Source organism: Neobacillus niacini, from assembly GCF_031456445.1.
In the GTDB taxonomy this organism is placed as follows: Bacteria; Bacillota; Bacilli; order Bacillales; family Cytobacillaceae; genus Neobacillus; species Neobacillus niacini_I.
This window is the reverse complement of record NZ_JAVDUQ010000032.1, coordinates 23,442-39,042: the sequence shown is the minus strand read 5'-3', so window position 1 is coordinate 39,042 and position 15,601 is coordinate 23,442. Positions and strand designations below refer to the sequence as shown.

The 15,601-nt window shown below is 39.5% G+C and carries 10 protein-coding genes; 8 read left to right on the top strand and 2 right to left on the bottom strand.

The features are described from left to right. Positions 1-17: 17 nt before the first annotated feature. The gene (locus J2Y67_RS21355; protein WP_310177328.1) at positions 18-1,787 is read right to left on the bottom strand and encodes a methyl-accepting chemotaxis protein; all 1,770 of its coding nucleotides are present in this window, start codon (positions 1,785-1,787) and stop codon (positions 18-20) included. Positions 1,788-2,293: 506 nt separating this feature from the next. Here J2Y67_RS21355 and J2Y67_RS21350 point away from each other — a divergent pair. The 8 genes from J2Y67_RS21350 (at position 2,294) to J2Y67_RS21315 (ending at position 14,823) form a co-directional block, all read left to right on the top strand. Then, entirely contained in the window at positions 2,294-5,623 is a 3,330-nt protein-coding gene (locus J2Y67_RS21350; RefSeq protein ID WP_310177327.1) for a carbohydrate-binding protein, read from the top strand. A gap of 778 nt (positions 5,624-6,401) precedes the next feature. Then, positions 6,402-8,369 carry a transporter substrate-binding domain-containing protein gene (locus J2Y67_RS21345; RefSeq protein WP_310177325.1) on the top strand — a complete coding sequence of 656 codons (1,968 nt, stop codon included), beginning with the start codon at positions 6,402-6,404 and terminating at the stop codon, positions 8,367-8,369. Continuing rightward, entirely contained in the window at positions 8,344-9,732 is a 1,389-nt protein-coding gene (locus tag J2Y67_RS21340) for a sigma-54-dependent transcriptional regulator (RefSeq protein WP_310177324.1), read from the top strand. Before J2Y67_RS21345 ends, J2Y67_RS21340 begins: the two co-directional genes overlap by 26 nt. A 155-nt stretch (positions 9,733-9,887) precedes the next feature. Next, positions 9,888-10,865 carry a TAXI family TRAP transporter solute-binding subunit gene (locus J2Y67_RS21335; protein ID WP_310177323.1) on the top strand — a complete coding sequence of 326 codons (978 nt, stop codon included), beginning with the start codon at positions 9,888-9,890 and terminating at the stop codon, positions 10,863-10,865. Positions 10,866-10,902: 37 nt separating this feature from the next. Next, positions 10,903-11,997, top strand: a complete 1,095-nt coding sequence (locus J2Y67_RS21330; RefSeq protein WP_310177322.1) for an ABC transporter substrate-binding protein — start codon at positions 10,903-10,905, stop codon at positions 11,995-11,997. 17 nt (positions 11,998-12,014) lie between these two features. After that, a complete protein-coding gene (locus J2Y67_RS21325; protein WP_310177321.1) occupies positions 12,015-13,115 on the top strand; it encodes an ABC transporter ATP-binding protein in 1,101 nt (366 codons plus the stop codon). Next, positions 13,079-14,026: an ABC transporter permease gene (locus J2Y67_RS21320; protein WP_310177320.1), complete on the top strand. Its 948-nt coding sequence runs from the start codon at positions 13,079-13,081 to the stop codon at positions 14,024-14,026. Before J2Y67_RS21325 ends, J2Y67_RS21320 begins: the two co-directional genes overlap by 37 nt. Beyond that, on the top strand, positions 14,026-14,823 hold the full coding sequence (locus J2Y67_RS21315) for an ABC transporter permease (RefSeq protein ID WP_310177369.1): 798 nt from the start codon (positions 14,026-14,028) through the stop codon (positions 14,821-14,823). The genes J2Y67_RS21320 and J2Y67_RS21315 overlap by 1 nt, the downstream gene beginning before the upstream one ends. A 53-nt stretch (positions 14,824-14,876) precedes the next feature. Here J2Y67_RS21315 and J2Y67_RS21310 read toward each other — a convergent pair whose 3' ends face one another. Next, positions 14,877-15,518 carry a hypothetical protein gene (locus J2Y67_RS21310; RefSeq protein ID WP_310177319.1) on the bottom strand — a complete coding sequence of 214 codons (642 nt, stop codon included), beginning with the start codon at positions 15,516-15,518 and terminating at the stop codon, positions 14,877-14,879. Positions 15,519-15,601: the final 83 nt, after the last annotated feature.

Genomic DNA, 15,601 nt, shown 5'->3' with positions numbered 1-15,601 from the left:
TTATTTTTAACAGAAATCTACAACCTAAATTTACCCACTAGATTTGTCAAACGGTTTGCACATGCCACCACTTCAAAAATCTCATTTGTAATACCTTTGATTTCAGCATATTGTTGATGAATAGATGTAGACGATTCTAATGTCCCCTTAGATACTTCGTGAGTAGCAGCGGTAATTTTTTGAACAGAGGACACAATTTGCTCTCCATTATCCTTCAAACGGTGGAAATTTTGAGCCATATTATTGATGGCTAACACCATGCTATCCATTTTACTATTAATTGTTTTAAAGCTACCACCTGAAAGAAGGATATTGTTTCTACCTTCTTCTACTTGGAATGAACCAACCTTAAGTGATTCTGAAACACTTTTGGTTTCATTTTGAATTCTAGTAACGATGTGTATTATTTCTGAAATATACGACTGGACATCTATTGATAATTTACGCACCTCATCCGCTACAACAGCAAACCCTTTTCCGGCATCTCCAGCTCTTGCAGCTTCTATAGCCGCATTTAATGCTAACAGGTTTGTCTGGGACGCAATAGATTTTATTACTTCTACTAATCTATTGATTTCAGTACTGTGTTTTTCAAGGTTAGTGACTTTCAATACAGATGATTGTACCATTTCATGAATAGACTTCATCTCTTCAATTGACTGGATCATCAAATGATTACCTTTAGCAGTATGTTGAAGAACTTCTTTTGAAGAGCTACTTATATTAAGACCACTTTGATTAGCATCCTCTAGTTCACTGTAAAAAACGTTAAAGCTGTTCAATATTTCATTTGTAGAAAGTGCTTGTTGCTCTGTATTAAGTGTAAGAGATGACATCGTATGGGAGATGGAGTTGCTTTTTTCCTTAACGTCAATTACATATTTTTCTGCTTTTTCACTCTTCGCTAGAACTTCATTAGATACTTCTATTATGCCTATAACAATTTCTGATAGATTTTCCTTCATTCGATTTACAGAAGATGTTAATTCCCCAATTTCATCATTACCTTCATATTGTATATTTTCGACTGCAAGCTCTCCATTTGCCACTTTTTTACTAACTGAAACAACCTTAGCTAAATTATTCCGAATAGACTTTGTCAAAAAATATAGTACAATCCCACTCAATAATGTTGATATTGCTACAGTGAGGATAAGAAGGATAATTAATGAATTCGTATGACGTTCGGCATTTTTTATAGAAGCATCTCTTTCTTGGTACACTATGTTCCTAAGTTGGTTCAAACTATTAAGATTCTCTTCCCTTAGAGTGGAAATTTTTTTCCTTGCTTTTGTATAGATGTCAATATCTAGCCTCACAACTGCAGGTGTTACTTCGCTATTAAAGATCATATCAATTTGATCATTTCGCTTGCGAATGTCTTCAAGCAACTTCTGTGTATTTTTATTTTGAATCCTTTCTTGGAATTTACTTATTTCATCATCAAGTATCTTCCTTTCCTTTCGATATCCTTTTATATCTTCTTCTTGTAAAAAAGTTATGTAGTTAGCAATATAGATATCCTTAGAACGAATGAGGGAACCCATTTCTGTTATTTTAACTGCGCGGTCGCCTTTTTCATCAGTATCATGGATATCATTCACAACAGATCTAATAACGAATCCAACCATTACGGTGGAGACAATAAAAAGAAAAATGGTAAATCCAAAGGTAACAAACAGTTTTTGGCTAATAGAGAAATTATTCCACGAAAATTTCTGCTTACTTACAATTTTTAATTTATCCAATCTTAAAACTCTTTGAATTTTAGCTATGTATTGGTCCATAAGGACTACCTCCGAAAAAATAGTATATAATACCCTTGTATTTTATATATAACCAGGTATAAATTGCTATTAACTCTTGACAAAATTAACAATACTTTTACAAACATAGCTGAAAAATTGCCTCAATGACCAAAAATAAGCACCGAGGTTAAAAGTAAAACAAAATAAATTAAAAGATGTATTTCTATTACTGACTTCTTTGTAAAAAAACTAATGAAGGAGTGTGTCATCCACTGATTGTATATGGAGAAAAATTGGTTTAAAAAACGAGGCTCCGTCTGGAACCTCGTTTTTATGCATAGATCCGATCGTTTATCGGGATAATTTTTTCTTCAAATGGGAAGGGAAGGGACACATTGTGTTTTTTAAGCTCATTCTCTATTAAATGGTAAAAGTTGTTTGTTTTACGAAACTTTTACAATTCGCAGGGGTTGAATTTACAATCGATTGTTATGATAATGTCAAAAATAGTAGAATAAAAGGAGATGATTATCACGGCCACCTTAATGAAGTTCAAAAAGTTTTTTTCAACGATCCTTGCGATTGTGGTCATTCTTAGTAGTGTTGTTCATGCGCTGCCGGTGCATGCAGCAAGCGACGGGTATAGTTTGATAGAAGCAGAAAACTTTAGTTCCAAGTCGGGTAACTACCTTAAAGTCGAACCTTGTCCAGATGGTGGACAAAGTGTTGGAGGTACGAATGACAATCAATATTTAGCCTATAAAAATATTGATTTTGGCAGCGATAATCATGGCGCTACGAAATTTAGTGCCAGACTTTCAGTTAAAGGATCAAATGCAGGCGGAAATATTGAAATATGGATTGACGGTCCGACCACAGCGAACGGTACAAAAGTAGGAGCACTTACAGTCCAACCAACCGCACCGGACAACTGGAATGTCTATAAAACGATGTCAACCGATATTACTGAAGTTACTGGAATTCATGATGTATACCTTGTATTAAAGGTGGCGGCAGGAAAAACCTATGTAGCCAATATCAACTGGTTTCAGTTTTCAAAAACGTTAAACAGTATTGACATTACAACACTGCCAGCAAAGACTGTTTACCGTCTCGGAGAGAGCCTTGATCTCACGGGCATGGCAGTTACCGGTACATACATTGATGGTTCGACAAGGCAGGAGGAAGTCAGAGCTTCCGATGTAAGCGGCTTCAACAGTTCTGCTGCAGCAGCCAGCCAGACACTTACCGTCACAGTACGCGGTAAAACAGCAACATATACAGTAGAAATAAAGCCGAAGAACCTTACAAGCATTACAAAACCTGCTGCGATTACAGATGTGGTAAACGGAACAGCGCCTACAGCGGTGGCCCTGGGATTGCCCAGCACAGTAGTACTGGTGACCGATGGCGGAAATGTCGATGCTCCTGTGACATGGAATATAGCTGATTCAGGCTACGATCCGGTCGTAAAGACCGAGCAGAGTTTTACCGTAACGGGAATAGTAGATCCGCCAACAGGGGTTGCAAATCCGAATCATCTGGCATTGTCAACAAGCATCAATGTAACGGTTCTTGCTTCAACAACACCTGAGAAGGATACCAGCTATAAATTCAGCTTTATGTCCATTTCTGATACCCATGCAAATGTACAAGGTGATAAAAACGATGTAACACTTAACAATGCATTGCAAGACGCAGTTAGTAATAATGTGCAAAACGTTAGCGTTGTTGGCGATCTTACCGAATATGGAACAGATGCACAATATAACACATTTATGAACACAATGAATAAATATCCCCAGCTTGACAGCAACTATGTACTTGGGAATCACGATGTAAGATGGCTGGGAGGATTTGAAACTGCTAAAAACAGATTTTTGACACATACTGGTATGCCAGGTGTTTATTATGATAAGTGGATAAACGGATACCACTTCATATATTTGGCAACGGAGGCTGATGATAAAGACAGTGCATATATTTCGGATACCCAGATGAAGTGGTTAAGCGATAAGTTGGCGGAGAATGCAAGTATAGACAAACCGATATTTCTCTTCCTTCATCAGCCACTAGATAATACCGTATATGAGGAATATCCTTGGGATCCTTATCAAAGTGACGAGGTACAGGATCAAAAATTAAAGGACATTATTGGAAAATATCCTCAAAGCGTTTTAATAACGGGACATATACATTATCCTCTCACGTTACCGAGTACTTTTTATAACAAGCAGTACTTTACAATGATGAGAGATGGAGCGATTAAGGATTCATCTCAAGGCTTGATTTTAGATATTTATGCAGACAGGGTGGTGATAAATGGAAGGGACTTCTCCAAAAAGAGTACGGTAACCACCTGGACCATCAATAATTATACTAAGGATGCACTTGTAGCGGACAAACAAGTGCCTGCCGCACCAAAAAATATTACAACGAAAGTATTAACAGACAAAATGGCCATGCTATCATGGGATGAGGCTGCAGATAATTTTAAGGGTAATGTAGGTGTTACAGGCTACGATATTTATAATGGGGATACTCTGATTGGATCCACAACAGGTCGTACGAACTTTAAAGTGACAGGACTGAAAGCCAATACGACCTATCAATTTACTGTAAAAGCCAAGGATGCGGCAGGAAATGTTTCAGCTGCCAGTAGCCCATTAAAAGTGACCACTTTGGCCTTCGATCCTGCACCGGTAAATGTGGCTCTGAACAAGAAGGTTACAGCCAATGGAAGTGTGGCGGGATTCGAACCGTCCAAGGCAGTAGATGGATCGGCTGAAAGCGGCAGTAAGTGGTCTTCCAATACGACCGGAGACAAATGGCTGATGATCGACCTTGGACAGAATTATGATATTAGCAGATGGGTAGTTAAGCATGCGGGAGAAGGCGGAGAGGCCATATCGCTGAATACAAAAAATTATAAGCTTCAGGGAAGCCTGGATGGAACTGCTTGGACAGATCTGGATTTAGTAACCGGAAATGTTTCAAACATTACAGACAGGTATATAACGAAATCTACCGTAAGATATGTAAGGCTTTATATTACAACGCCGCAAAATTATGCAGAAACGGGAACGGCCAATATTTATGAATTTGAAGTCTATGGGCGGGAAAACGATGTTCAGCCGCCTATAACAAAGGTAACGACGGATGGAGTTACCGGTGACAGTGTATGGAATACAAAGGATGTGAACCTGAAATTCACTGCAGAGGACGATTCAACCGGAACGGGTGTTAATCGTATCGAGACAAGGATAGATGGCGGCGAGTGGACAAACAAGACCGAATGGACGCTGACGGATGAAGGGATGCACACGGCCGAATATCATGCCATCGATAACGCCGGGAATGTGGAAGCGGTGAAACAGCTTGACATTGGGATTGATAAGACGGCGCCGGCCATTACCGTATCCGTACCGGGGGATGAGAGCATTGAGGATTCTGGGGAATTGACGCCTCAGTTTACATTGACCGACAATTTGTCGGGTGTCGACAACAGCAAGACGACGGTGACACTCGATAAGGATGCTTACAAAATCGGAACAACGATTCCGCTGTATATGTTGCCGCTTGGTTTGCATACCCTTGTTATCTCCTCCAGTGACCAAGCCGGCAATCAGGGGAGCAAAACCGTTCGCTTTAAGACAGTGGCCAGCATCGATTCGTTAAAGGAGTTGGTGACACGCTTTGTCGATAGCAAATGGATTGACAATGACGGAATTGCCAATAGTCTGCAGGAAAAATTGACGAACAACGATGTGAACAGCTTTATGAATGAAGTAAAGGCGCAAAACGGGAAACACATTTCAAATGAAGCAGCAGCCTATTTGCTGCGAGACGCTCAATATGTGTTGTCACAAAAATAGAGGATAAGGATTCAATCATTAAATAAAACAGACGACCCATTCGATGGTCGTCTGTTTGTTTATGTGCGCCCGGCACGGGTGCAGTCTATAGGGTGAAAGTCTCGATCCGTGAAGGCAGAAGTAGCGGTTAGCTTAACGCAAGGGTGTTCATGGCGACATGGAATCTGAAGGAAGCGAGCGGCAAACTTCCGGTCTGAGGAACACGAACTTCATAAGAGGCTAGGTATCATTGGATGAGTTTGCATAATAAAACAATGTCCCTTCTGCCGAAGGTGATACGTAGTCAATGAAGCAGATAGATGGAAGGAAAGGTTGCTCTTACCCGGGGAGACCTGATTAAAACGCCAAGACACTTGGTAACCTATCTAGTGCTAGATAGCTGAATAATCAGGAGTCAGATTTTATGATATCGACACTTTTTTGCCGGATATCAACACAAAATTGAGTTATATCAACACTTTTTGGTAGGATATCAACACAAAATAGAATTATATCAACACTTTTTAGTAGGATATCAACACTAAATTGGATTTTATCGACAATTTAAAAAATCCCCTTGGATTGCGGACAGCTAGGTGAAGCCAAGGGTAATCATGTCCGAATCAGGGGCTCAATCGGACAACTTGATATAACCTAAGGCAATGGTTCAGAGAACTTGCTATCATCTGCAAATTTCCATATGATTAAATTATTATTCTGAATTTTCTCATCCAAATGAGGTGGTGTTATCCAAAAACAGGTCAGGTTATTTTTTATCATCATTAGTCTCCTTTTATTTATGTCATTATCACAACGTATCGTATTTGCTGAAGATAAAACCTATAAAATCGCCGGGGAATGGGATCTTCCTCCTTTTTCTTATAAAGATCAGCAAGGGTCACTGACAGGCATAAATATTGAATTAATGGAAAAAATCGCAGATGAAAATGGGCTTACTTTTGAATATATACCAATGGAGATGCATGAAGCGGAACAAGCATTAAGAGATGGTAAAGTAGATGCGATAGCAGGGGTAACCTATACCACCGAAAAGGATAAAGTATTCGATTTTTCTCAACCCTACTTTACGATGTCAGATTCGTTAATTATCCCAAAAGAAAGTAAGGACAAAATTAAAAGTATTGAAGATATAAGGGACATGCATATTGTCCTGCAAGATCATACTCCTGTTCTAAGCACGTTATTAAATTTAAGGAATACGAATCTTACTTTGGTGCCAAATCAATACTCTGGTCTTTTGACGCTTCTAAATGATCGGGCGGAAGTTTTTATTGGGAATGAATTTACAGCTTCCTACTTTTTAAAAGAGTTTGGTCAAGAAGATCATTACCTCATTCTTGATGAAGTAATTAATCCGGCCGATTATGCGATTGCAGTAAAGGAAGGGAATGAGGACCTCCTTCCCATCATTAATCAAACACTTACAAAATTAAAGGCTAAGGGAGAAGTAAGTAAATTAATTGATAAATGGGTTAGTCCAGAAACCGAAGCCAAAATTGCCCGTTTGGAACATTTTGTCTTCCTTTTATTTATATTTCTTTTGATTGGTGCCCTTATCTTCATTGTGATCTATATTTGGAATCAACGGTTAAAAGCAGCTGTAAATATTCATACAAAAGACCTCCAACTATTAAATGAAGATTTACAAAAGCAACGGCAACGAACTGCTGATAGCAATGCATTTAAAGATCAAATTTTAAATAATATCGACACGGGCATCGTCACTTTCGATATCGATTTTAAGATCACGAGCTGTAATAAGCGGGCATTGGAAATTCTCGAACTTCCCGCCCATACGAAGTTCAATCTCCAGGATTCCCCTATTTTTTTGAAGCTTTTTGAGCATTATCGTTTTGGACAAGCTTTGCAACAAGAGGGTGCTGACTATTATCGCTTTTTAGAAATAAATGATAACGGAGAACGAAAGGTAATCTATTATTCTCTAAATAAGATGTTTAACTCACTTGAAAACCAGGCAGGCTATTTGCTCTCGATGAACGACGAAACAGAAAAAAAGAAACTCGAACAAAAGCTCATTACACAGGAGAAGCTCCACGCGCTTGGCCAGTTAGTAGCGGGTGTAGCTCATGAAATTCGGAACCCGTTAACGTCCATTAAAACTTTCATCGACCTGATTCCAAGGAAATACGATCAACCCAAATTTCAAAAGGTACTTATGGAGCATTTACCGGAGGAAGTAAACAGACTTAATAGGATTGTTACAGACTTAATTGATTATGCTCGTCCCAGCTTACCGAATATTCAACCCTGCACGGCCCCCCAGTTGACATCCTTACTGGCTATACTACAAGTAACCATGGATAAAAACAGGATTGATTTTGAACAATGCATAGAAGCTGACCTTGTTTTTAATATTGATCCGCAGCAAATTCGCCAGGTCCTTCTTAATCTATTATTAAATGCCATTCATGCAGTGGAAGAAACAGAAGTGAAGAAAATTAAAATCATCATGGAGAAAGAGGATTTCGAGAAGGGGAGGATTGTCATTCGAGATACGGGTAAGGGAATGGAGCAAGGGGAACTCAACCATATCTTTGAACCATTTTTTACGACAAAGGGAAAAGGCGTCGGTTTGGGGTTGACCTTATCCTACAATTTAATAAAAGAGAACAATGGAGATATTCAAGTAAACAGTATTCCAAATAAAGGAACGGCATTCACAGTTTTATTGCCTTTATATACAAAGGAGGAGATTCGGATTGAGGCCAAGAGTACTGGTTATTGACGATGAACAAGCCATTTGTACTTCACTTAGCTTTGCTCTTGAAGATGATTATTTTATTATGACCACAACGGATCCGGAGGAAGGCATACTCATAGTGGAAAGAGAACGGGTAGATATTATTCTGCTAGATCTTCGTATTGGGCGTTACAATGGGCTGGACGTTTTGCAAAGAATTAAACAAAAAGACCCATCGGTGGCGGTCATCATGATGACCGCTTATGCTTCCATTGAAACATCCATAGAAGCAATCAAAATGGGTGCCTATTATTATATTGAAAAACCGATTAATATCGAAAACCTATCATTGCTTTTATTAAGGGCCTCTGAGTTTAAACAAATATCGAATATGCTAGAAACACTCCATGAAGAGCTAGAGGAAAGGAAGGGCTATAAAGACTTCTTAGGAAATAGTAAGGCGATGAAATATGTATTTTCGATGATCGATCGTATTAAAGATATCGACTCTTGCGTCATGATTACGGGTGAAAGTGGAACGGGGAAAGAACTTGTTGCAAAAAGGATTCATTTTTCAGGGAAGCGTAAGGATGGACCATTAGAAATTTTGAATTGCGCAGCCATTCCTGAATCATTACTTGAATCTGAATTATTCGGTTATGAAAAGGGAGCGTTTACAGGGGCAACACAGTCAAAGGAGGGAAAGTGGGTCGCAGCAAATGGAGGAACTCTATTCCTTGATGAAATTAGTGAGATGCCTCTGCCCCTTCAAGCTAAATTATTGCGGGTCATTCAAGAACGTGAAGTGACACCTCTCGGATCGAATAAGAAAATCTCATTAGATGTTCGTATTTTATGTGCTGCTAATAAAAATATGGCACAAATGGTCCAAGAAGGGAAGTTCCGAGAGGATTTGTATTTCAGACTGAACGTTATTCCGATTAAAACACCGCCATTAAGAGATCGAAAAGAGGATCTTCCGCTGTTGATTGATTATTTTTTGCAAAAGTATTGTAAAGAAATGAACAGAGAAAAGAGATCTTTATCTGCAGCTGCCCGCAGACTTTTACTTGACTATCACTATCCGGGTAATGTTCGGGAGCTGGGAAATATAATTGAATACGCAGTAGCGCTCTCTATTCATACCGTCATTGATGAGGGGGATTTGCCCTATTACATGCTAGAGCAAAAGAAAGAGCATGGAGGTATTTTAAATGATTGTGAGAATAGTATCGTCATTCCGATCGGTCTATCCATGAAGGAAATTGAGAAAAAGGTCATTTCTGGAACCTTGAAACATTGTGGAAAACACCGCCAAAGGACTGCCCAGACATTACAAATTTCTGAAAGAAGTCTCCGGGATAAAATAAAACTATATGAGATTGAAAAACAGCTAATGAATGAATAAATTTGGTAATACGGCAAATTTTGCTGTAAAAGGCGGCAGAATTTGCCGCTTTTATTTTTAAGAAAGTTATTAATATTATGAAAACGCTTTTAAATTCAATAATCTGAAAATTGGCACGGTAATTGCATATTATCTGTGTGAAAGGAGGACAGTCATTGAAAACAGGGACACTTATAAAAATCTTGGTCCTTTTAATCTTTCTTTTGATTGGGTGTATGAAAGTAAAACAGGAATTATTTCCCACCGGGGTTCAAACCGTTCCTCCACCTTCAGAGGAACTCACTGGCCGTCAAACTCCATTGGTTATTGCTACGGGTGATATGTCAGGTGTTTATTTTCCATCGGGAGAAGCTATGGCTGACTTATTTCGAAAGTACAATGGAAAAGCAACTGGAATACAAGTGACGAACGCTTCGATTCAGAATACAAAACTAGTGAGTCAGAAACAAGCAGAATTAGGATTTAGTACGGTCGATGCCCTTGCATTGCCAGAAACGAAAAAAAGGAAGATTCTCGCCCTTACTGGACTTTACTCTAATTTTATCCATATTGTCACGACCGAAAGTGATATTCATACTTTAGAGGATTTACGAGGAAAAAGAGTAAGTATTGGAACAGTCGGGAGCGGAACAAAGCTGATGGCTGAGAGGATCCTAAAGGCTGCCAATCTAGCAAGCTATGAAATGGATTTATCTACTCTTTCCTTCACACAATCGGCGGATGCATTAAGAAATGGAACGATTGATGTTGCTTTCTTTTCTTCCGGTTTACCGAATCCAGTGATTTCGGAACTTGATTCAAAGATGAAAATTTCACTTATTCCTATTCCAAAACCAATTGCCAAAAGCCTTCATGAGGAGTTTGGATTTTACACACCAGATGAAATAAGCGGTCAAACTTACGCTGGCATCAAGCGTACACCTACATTAGCAGTAAAAAATGTACTTTTTACATACCCGGATTTGCCTAAACAAGAAGCTTACCAAATTGTAAAAACATTATATGAACATTTACCGGAATCGCAAAACGCCCAACCAGAAGCAAGGGAAATCAATTTATCTGAAGCAACTGCAGGAATTCCAATCGATTTCCATCCGGGAGCAAAACAATTTTTCAAAGAAATCATCCATTAAAATACAGCTACAAACAAAAAATAGGGGGCAAGAGAATATGAAAAAGATCCTTACATTAATTTCAATCGCTTTACTAATTGTTTTATCAGCTTGTGGCGCTCCTAATCCACAGAAGGCCGGAGGGACTACGAAAGCGAGTAAAGATGGAGAAAAATCCATTACCATTGCAGGAAATGGCGGGGTTATTGAAAAAACCATTCGTGACGTCATTGCTCCGAAGTTCAAAAAGGAAACAGGCATCACGGTTAACTTTGTTCCAGGACTTTCTGGAGAAATTTTATCTAAGGTAGAATTACAAAAAAAAGCTCCACAATTTGATATTGCCATGTTTGTACCAACAGATGTACAGCGTGCAAATGAAAAGGGGCTTATCGATAAAGTAGATGCGTCTAATGTTCCGAATATGAGTAAGGTGGATTCGAAATTCATTGCGGTTAAGGATGCAGGCGCTCCAATATTTGGATTGGTCATTGCCCCTGCCTATAATACAAAATCGTTTAAAGAGAAGGGCTTGAAACCGATTGAATCATGGAACGACTTAGTATCTGGCCAATATGAAGGAAAAACAGCGTTTGTGGATATTACAAATGACTGGGGCTTTAACACATTGAACGCACTGGCGATGGCAAACGGCGGCGGTACAGATAATGTGGAGCCAGGGATCAAAAAAGCAAAAGAGCTTGCCGGTTACTCAACGACTTTTTATAAAAATTCAACGCAAGTTATGCCAGCGCTTCAGCAGGGTGCTGCTGACGTAACCGTAATGGGAAGCTATGCCATTGGTGAATTAGCGTTATCAGGCGTTCCCATTAAAATGGTTGTACCGAAAGAAGGAGCGCCGATTCAAGCCTTCAGTGGAACTCTTGTGAAAAATGCTCCTCACCAGAAGGAAGCACTAGAATTCCTCAACTATTTAGTAAGTGCTAAATCACAAGCTTTAATTGCAGAACAGGGGTTTTATCCAGTTGTTAAAGGTGTGGAGTTTCCAGATAAATTCCAAGAGTCGATTGGGCTAAAGGATACAGACAAAACCTTTAAACCTGATTTTGCTGCATTCGCGAAAATTCGGGCTGATTGGTCTGATCGTTGGACGAAAGAAGTAGTTCCAGAAATCGGTAAAAAATTGAAATAAGATCGGAGGGACTTACCATGACTGCCATTCCATGCGATGTAGAGATAAGGGGTGCAAGAAAGCAATTTGGATCAAATGTAGTACTGAATGATATTGACTTAGAAGTCAAACAGGGGGAGTTGTTAACACTACTCGGACCCTCGGGCTGCGGGAAATCGACGACATTGAATTTAATTGCAGGCTTTCTGGAAGCAGATCAGGGGGATGTTTATATTAAAGGGAAAAAGGTCACGAAAGTTCCCCCCTATAAGCGCGATTTAGGTATGGTCTTTCAAACGTATTCCCTGTTTCCACATATGACGGTGCAGGATAACCTTAGTTTTGGTTTGAACCTAAGAAAAGTGGCTAAATCCGAACAAAAAAAGAAAATCGATCGCGTTCTGGAACTGGTGAAAATGTCCGGGCTTGAACAACGTTATCCAAGGGAATTATCGGGAGGACAAAGGCAGCGTGTCGCAATCGCAAGAGCGCTAGTAGTGGAACCAGAATTACTGCTGCTCGATGAACCACTTTCCAATCTGGATGCAAAATTACGACATGAACTGCGCGCAGAAATTAAGCGTTTACAAAAGGAAATAGGGGTCACCACGATCTTTGTTACACATGACCAAGAGGAAGCTTTATCGATGTCGGACCGGGTAGTGGTGATGAACGCAGGGAAAATTGAACAAATCAGCACACCGACCGCGATCTACAATCATCCAGATACTGAATTTGTATTTCAATTCATTGGAAAATCGAATTCCTTTGAAGGAAAGGTTGTGTCAGCCGAAGGCAGGAAAATTTCGGTGAAAGTCGGTGAAGAAATCTTGCATGTCGATTCGGAAAATATGATTGGCGAGAATCGTTCCTTGAGAGCAGGGGATGAGGTGAGACTTTATATTCGCCCTGAGAATGTTCACATTTCCTCGACGAGGGAAACCTCCTCACCAAACTTGGAACTTCAGCCGGCTAAAATCATTCAGCTTAATTACCTTGGTACTTCATGGGAAGTAGATGTTTCGTTACAAGGGAAAACGATTCAATTATTAACAAATTCCTATGACTCAACTTGGCAAACTGGAAGTGAGGTGCATGTTGGATGGAACCCGTCAGAAATTATGCTGATCAAGAAGTAAGTGAACAAAAAACGGTAAAGGCGGAACCGCAAAAAAGGACGAAAGTGAAAAAAAGAAGAACTTGGATTGCCGGGCTTCTTCTTTTAGTCCCGATCCTGTTATTCATCTTTGGATTCTTTGTGGTTCCGATGCTGTATATTTTGTATTTAAGTTTTATTTCTACTGATAGTTTGAATGGTGCGGATGCCGCTTTTAGCTTACAAAACTATATCACTTTATTTACCGACCACTATTACTTATCTTCGATGTGGTTGACGGTGAAAATCAGTTTCTATTCTGTGCTTGTTTCCCTTATCCTGGGATATCCAATCGCGTTAACGATGGCGAAAAGCTCACTGAAAGTTCGGGGATATATTACTTTATTAATTGCTTCCCCTCTTTTGGTCAGCATTGTTGTACGTAATTTTGGATGGTACTTATTATTATTACCGAACGGTACGATCAATTCACTTTTAATGAATCTGGGCCTTATTCATAAGCCGCTCAATCTATTATTCTCTGAAATTGGTGTTGTCATCGGTCTTTCAAACGCCTATTTGCCTTTCATGGTGTTAGCGATTGTGACGAGCTTGTATAATATTGACCCATCATTAGAGAAAGCGGGAGCCATTCTCGGTGCTAGTCCACTGCGGAGCTTTTTTTCGATTACCCTTCCTCTTAGCTTGCCTGGGATTGTATCGGGCTGTGTGCTTGTCTTTAGTTTATCGATGAGTGCCTATGTCACTCCTTCTTTAATGGGAGGCGCGAATGTTCCGATGATGCCAGTGGTTGTATACGATCAAATTAACAACCTGCTGAAATGGACATTTGGTTCAGCATTGTCGTACGTACTCCTATTCATTACGCTTCTTTCCGTTTTCATCTTTACACGAGCATTTGAAAAAAGTAAGTTTCGGGAGGTGTTCCGTTGATGAAAGCACTTGGAAAGTTCCGAGTGATCCTTGCGACGATCGGGATCATCTATATATTACTTCCATTAGTTGTTGTCATCCCTGCATCTTTTACAAGTGCAAGTTATCCAAGCTTTCCACCAAAAGGTTTTTCTCTGCAATGGTATACAAAGATTTTAGAACGCACTGAATTCATTGAAGCCTTCTATAATAGTTTGCTATTTGCTTCCTTAGCAGCACTTTTTGCTGTTATATTCGGGACGCTGGGGGCACTTGCGATTGCGAAGTATGATATTCCTGGAAAGCACTATATTACATCCATCTTGACAGCGCCGTTAAGTGTACCCCAACTCGTATTGGGGATTGCCCTCTTAATCTATTTCACACCGATGATGCTTGCAGGTACATCAACAGGCTTTTTGATTGCACACACGATCATTTGTATCCCGTATGTTATTCGCTTGGTACTAACAGGGTTAAGCGGATTTGATTACAATTTGGAAAAAGCAGCAGCGATTCTTGGGGCAAATCCATTCATTGTATTTTGGAAGGTGACACTGCCGCTCATCAGACCGGCCATGATATCCGGAGGGTTATTTGCATTCTTGACCTCTTTTGATAATGTCACAGTCTCATTGTTTATGATTTCTCCAGATATGCGAACACTTCCAATTGAGATTTTCTCAACGATGCAAGATGCTTATAATCCAATCGTAGCTTCTGTGTCAGGTGTGGTTATTTTCATTTCTGTTATATTAATCGTAATACTTGAAAAAATTCATGGGGTTGGAAAGTTATTCGGTGGCGCCCAGCATTAGGAAATTATGCCGGCCATTTTGCTTGTTAAAGCAAAACAGCCGGCTGTTTCAGTTCAGGAAGAATGATCTTTTAAATAGCCTATACATCGATTCGCAGTTGCTTGTGGAGCAGTAAGAATAGGAACAGAGGTCTGAACCTGATCGGCAATATGATCCATACTGTATTGAGAAAGGACAATTACATCCACTCTTCCGTCCATTTGCTGTATCATGTTTCGTACCCTTTCGTCATGTTCATCGATCCTTCCCTGAAAAAGAAGATGGATTATTCCTGGATCTACTAAAGATTCAATGATACAGTCCGATTTTTTTTCTCTTAAATAACTCATTAAGGCAACTGGTGTTTCTTTAACGGTGGAAATTAGGCCAATTCGTTCATAGGCAAGTGCTTCATCCAACATGGCTTCATCTGACCGAAAAAGTTTAACAGCATGCATTGGCTGCAAGATCAATGTGATGTTATTAAAGGCTGAACAAGTCAATTGAATGCAATTTGCTTCAGATTCAGCAGCAAGGTTTACCAATGCCGAAAATCTGCGAATAATTTCTGGGGTTAAGCCCCCGGATTTTTCCATCATGGAAAGCAAATGGGTGTCCATAAAATGTTGCAGCTCAATTTCAGGGGCTGCTTTCTGAAAAGCTTTTTCAATCGGCTTTAAGGCTGTGGTTGTTGCATGGATTAAGGCTACTTTCAATATTTGTCATCCTCTTTCATTCTCATTTTGTTCATTATAACTATATTTCTATTATTTTTGCATAAAGTACTTTGAATATTCTG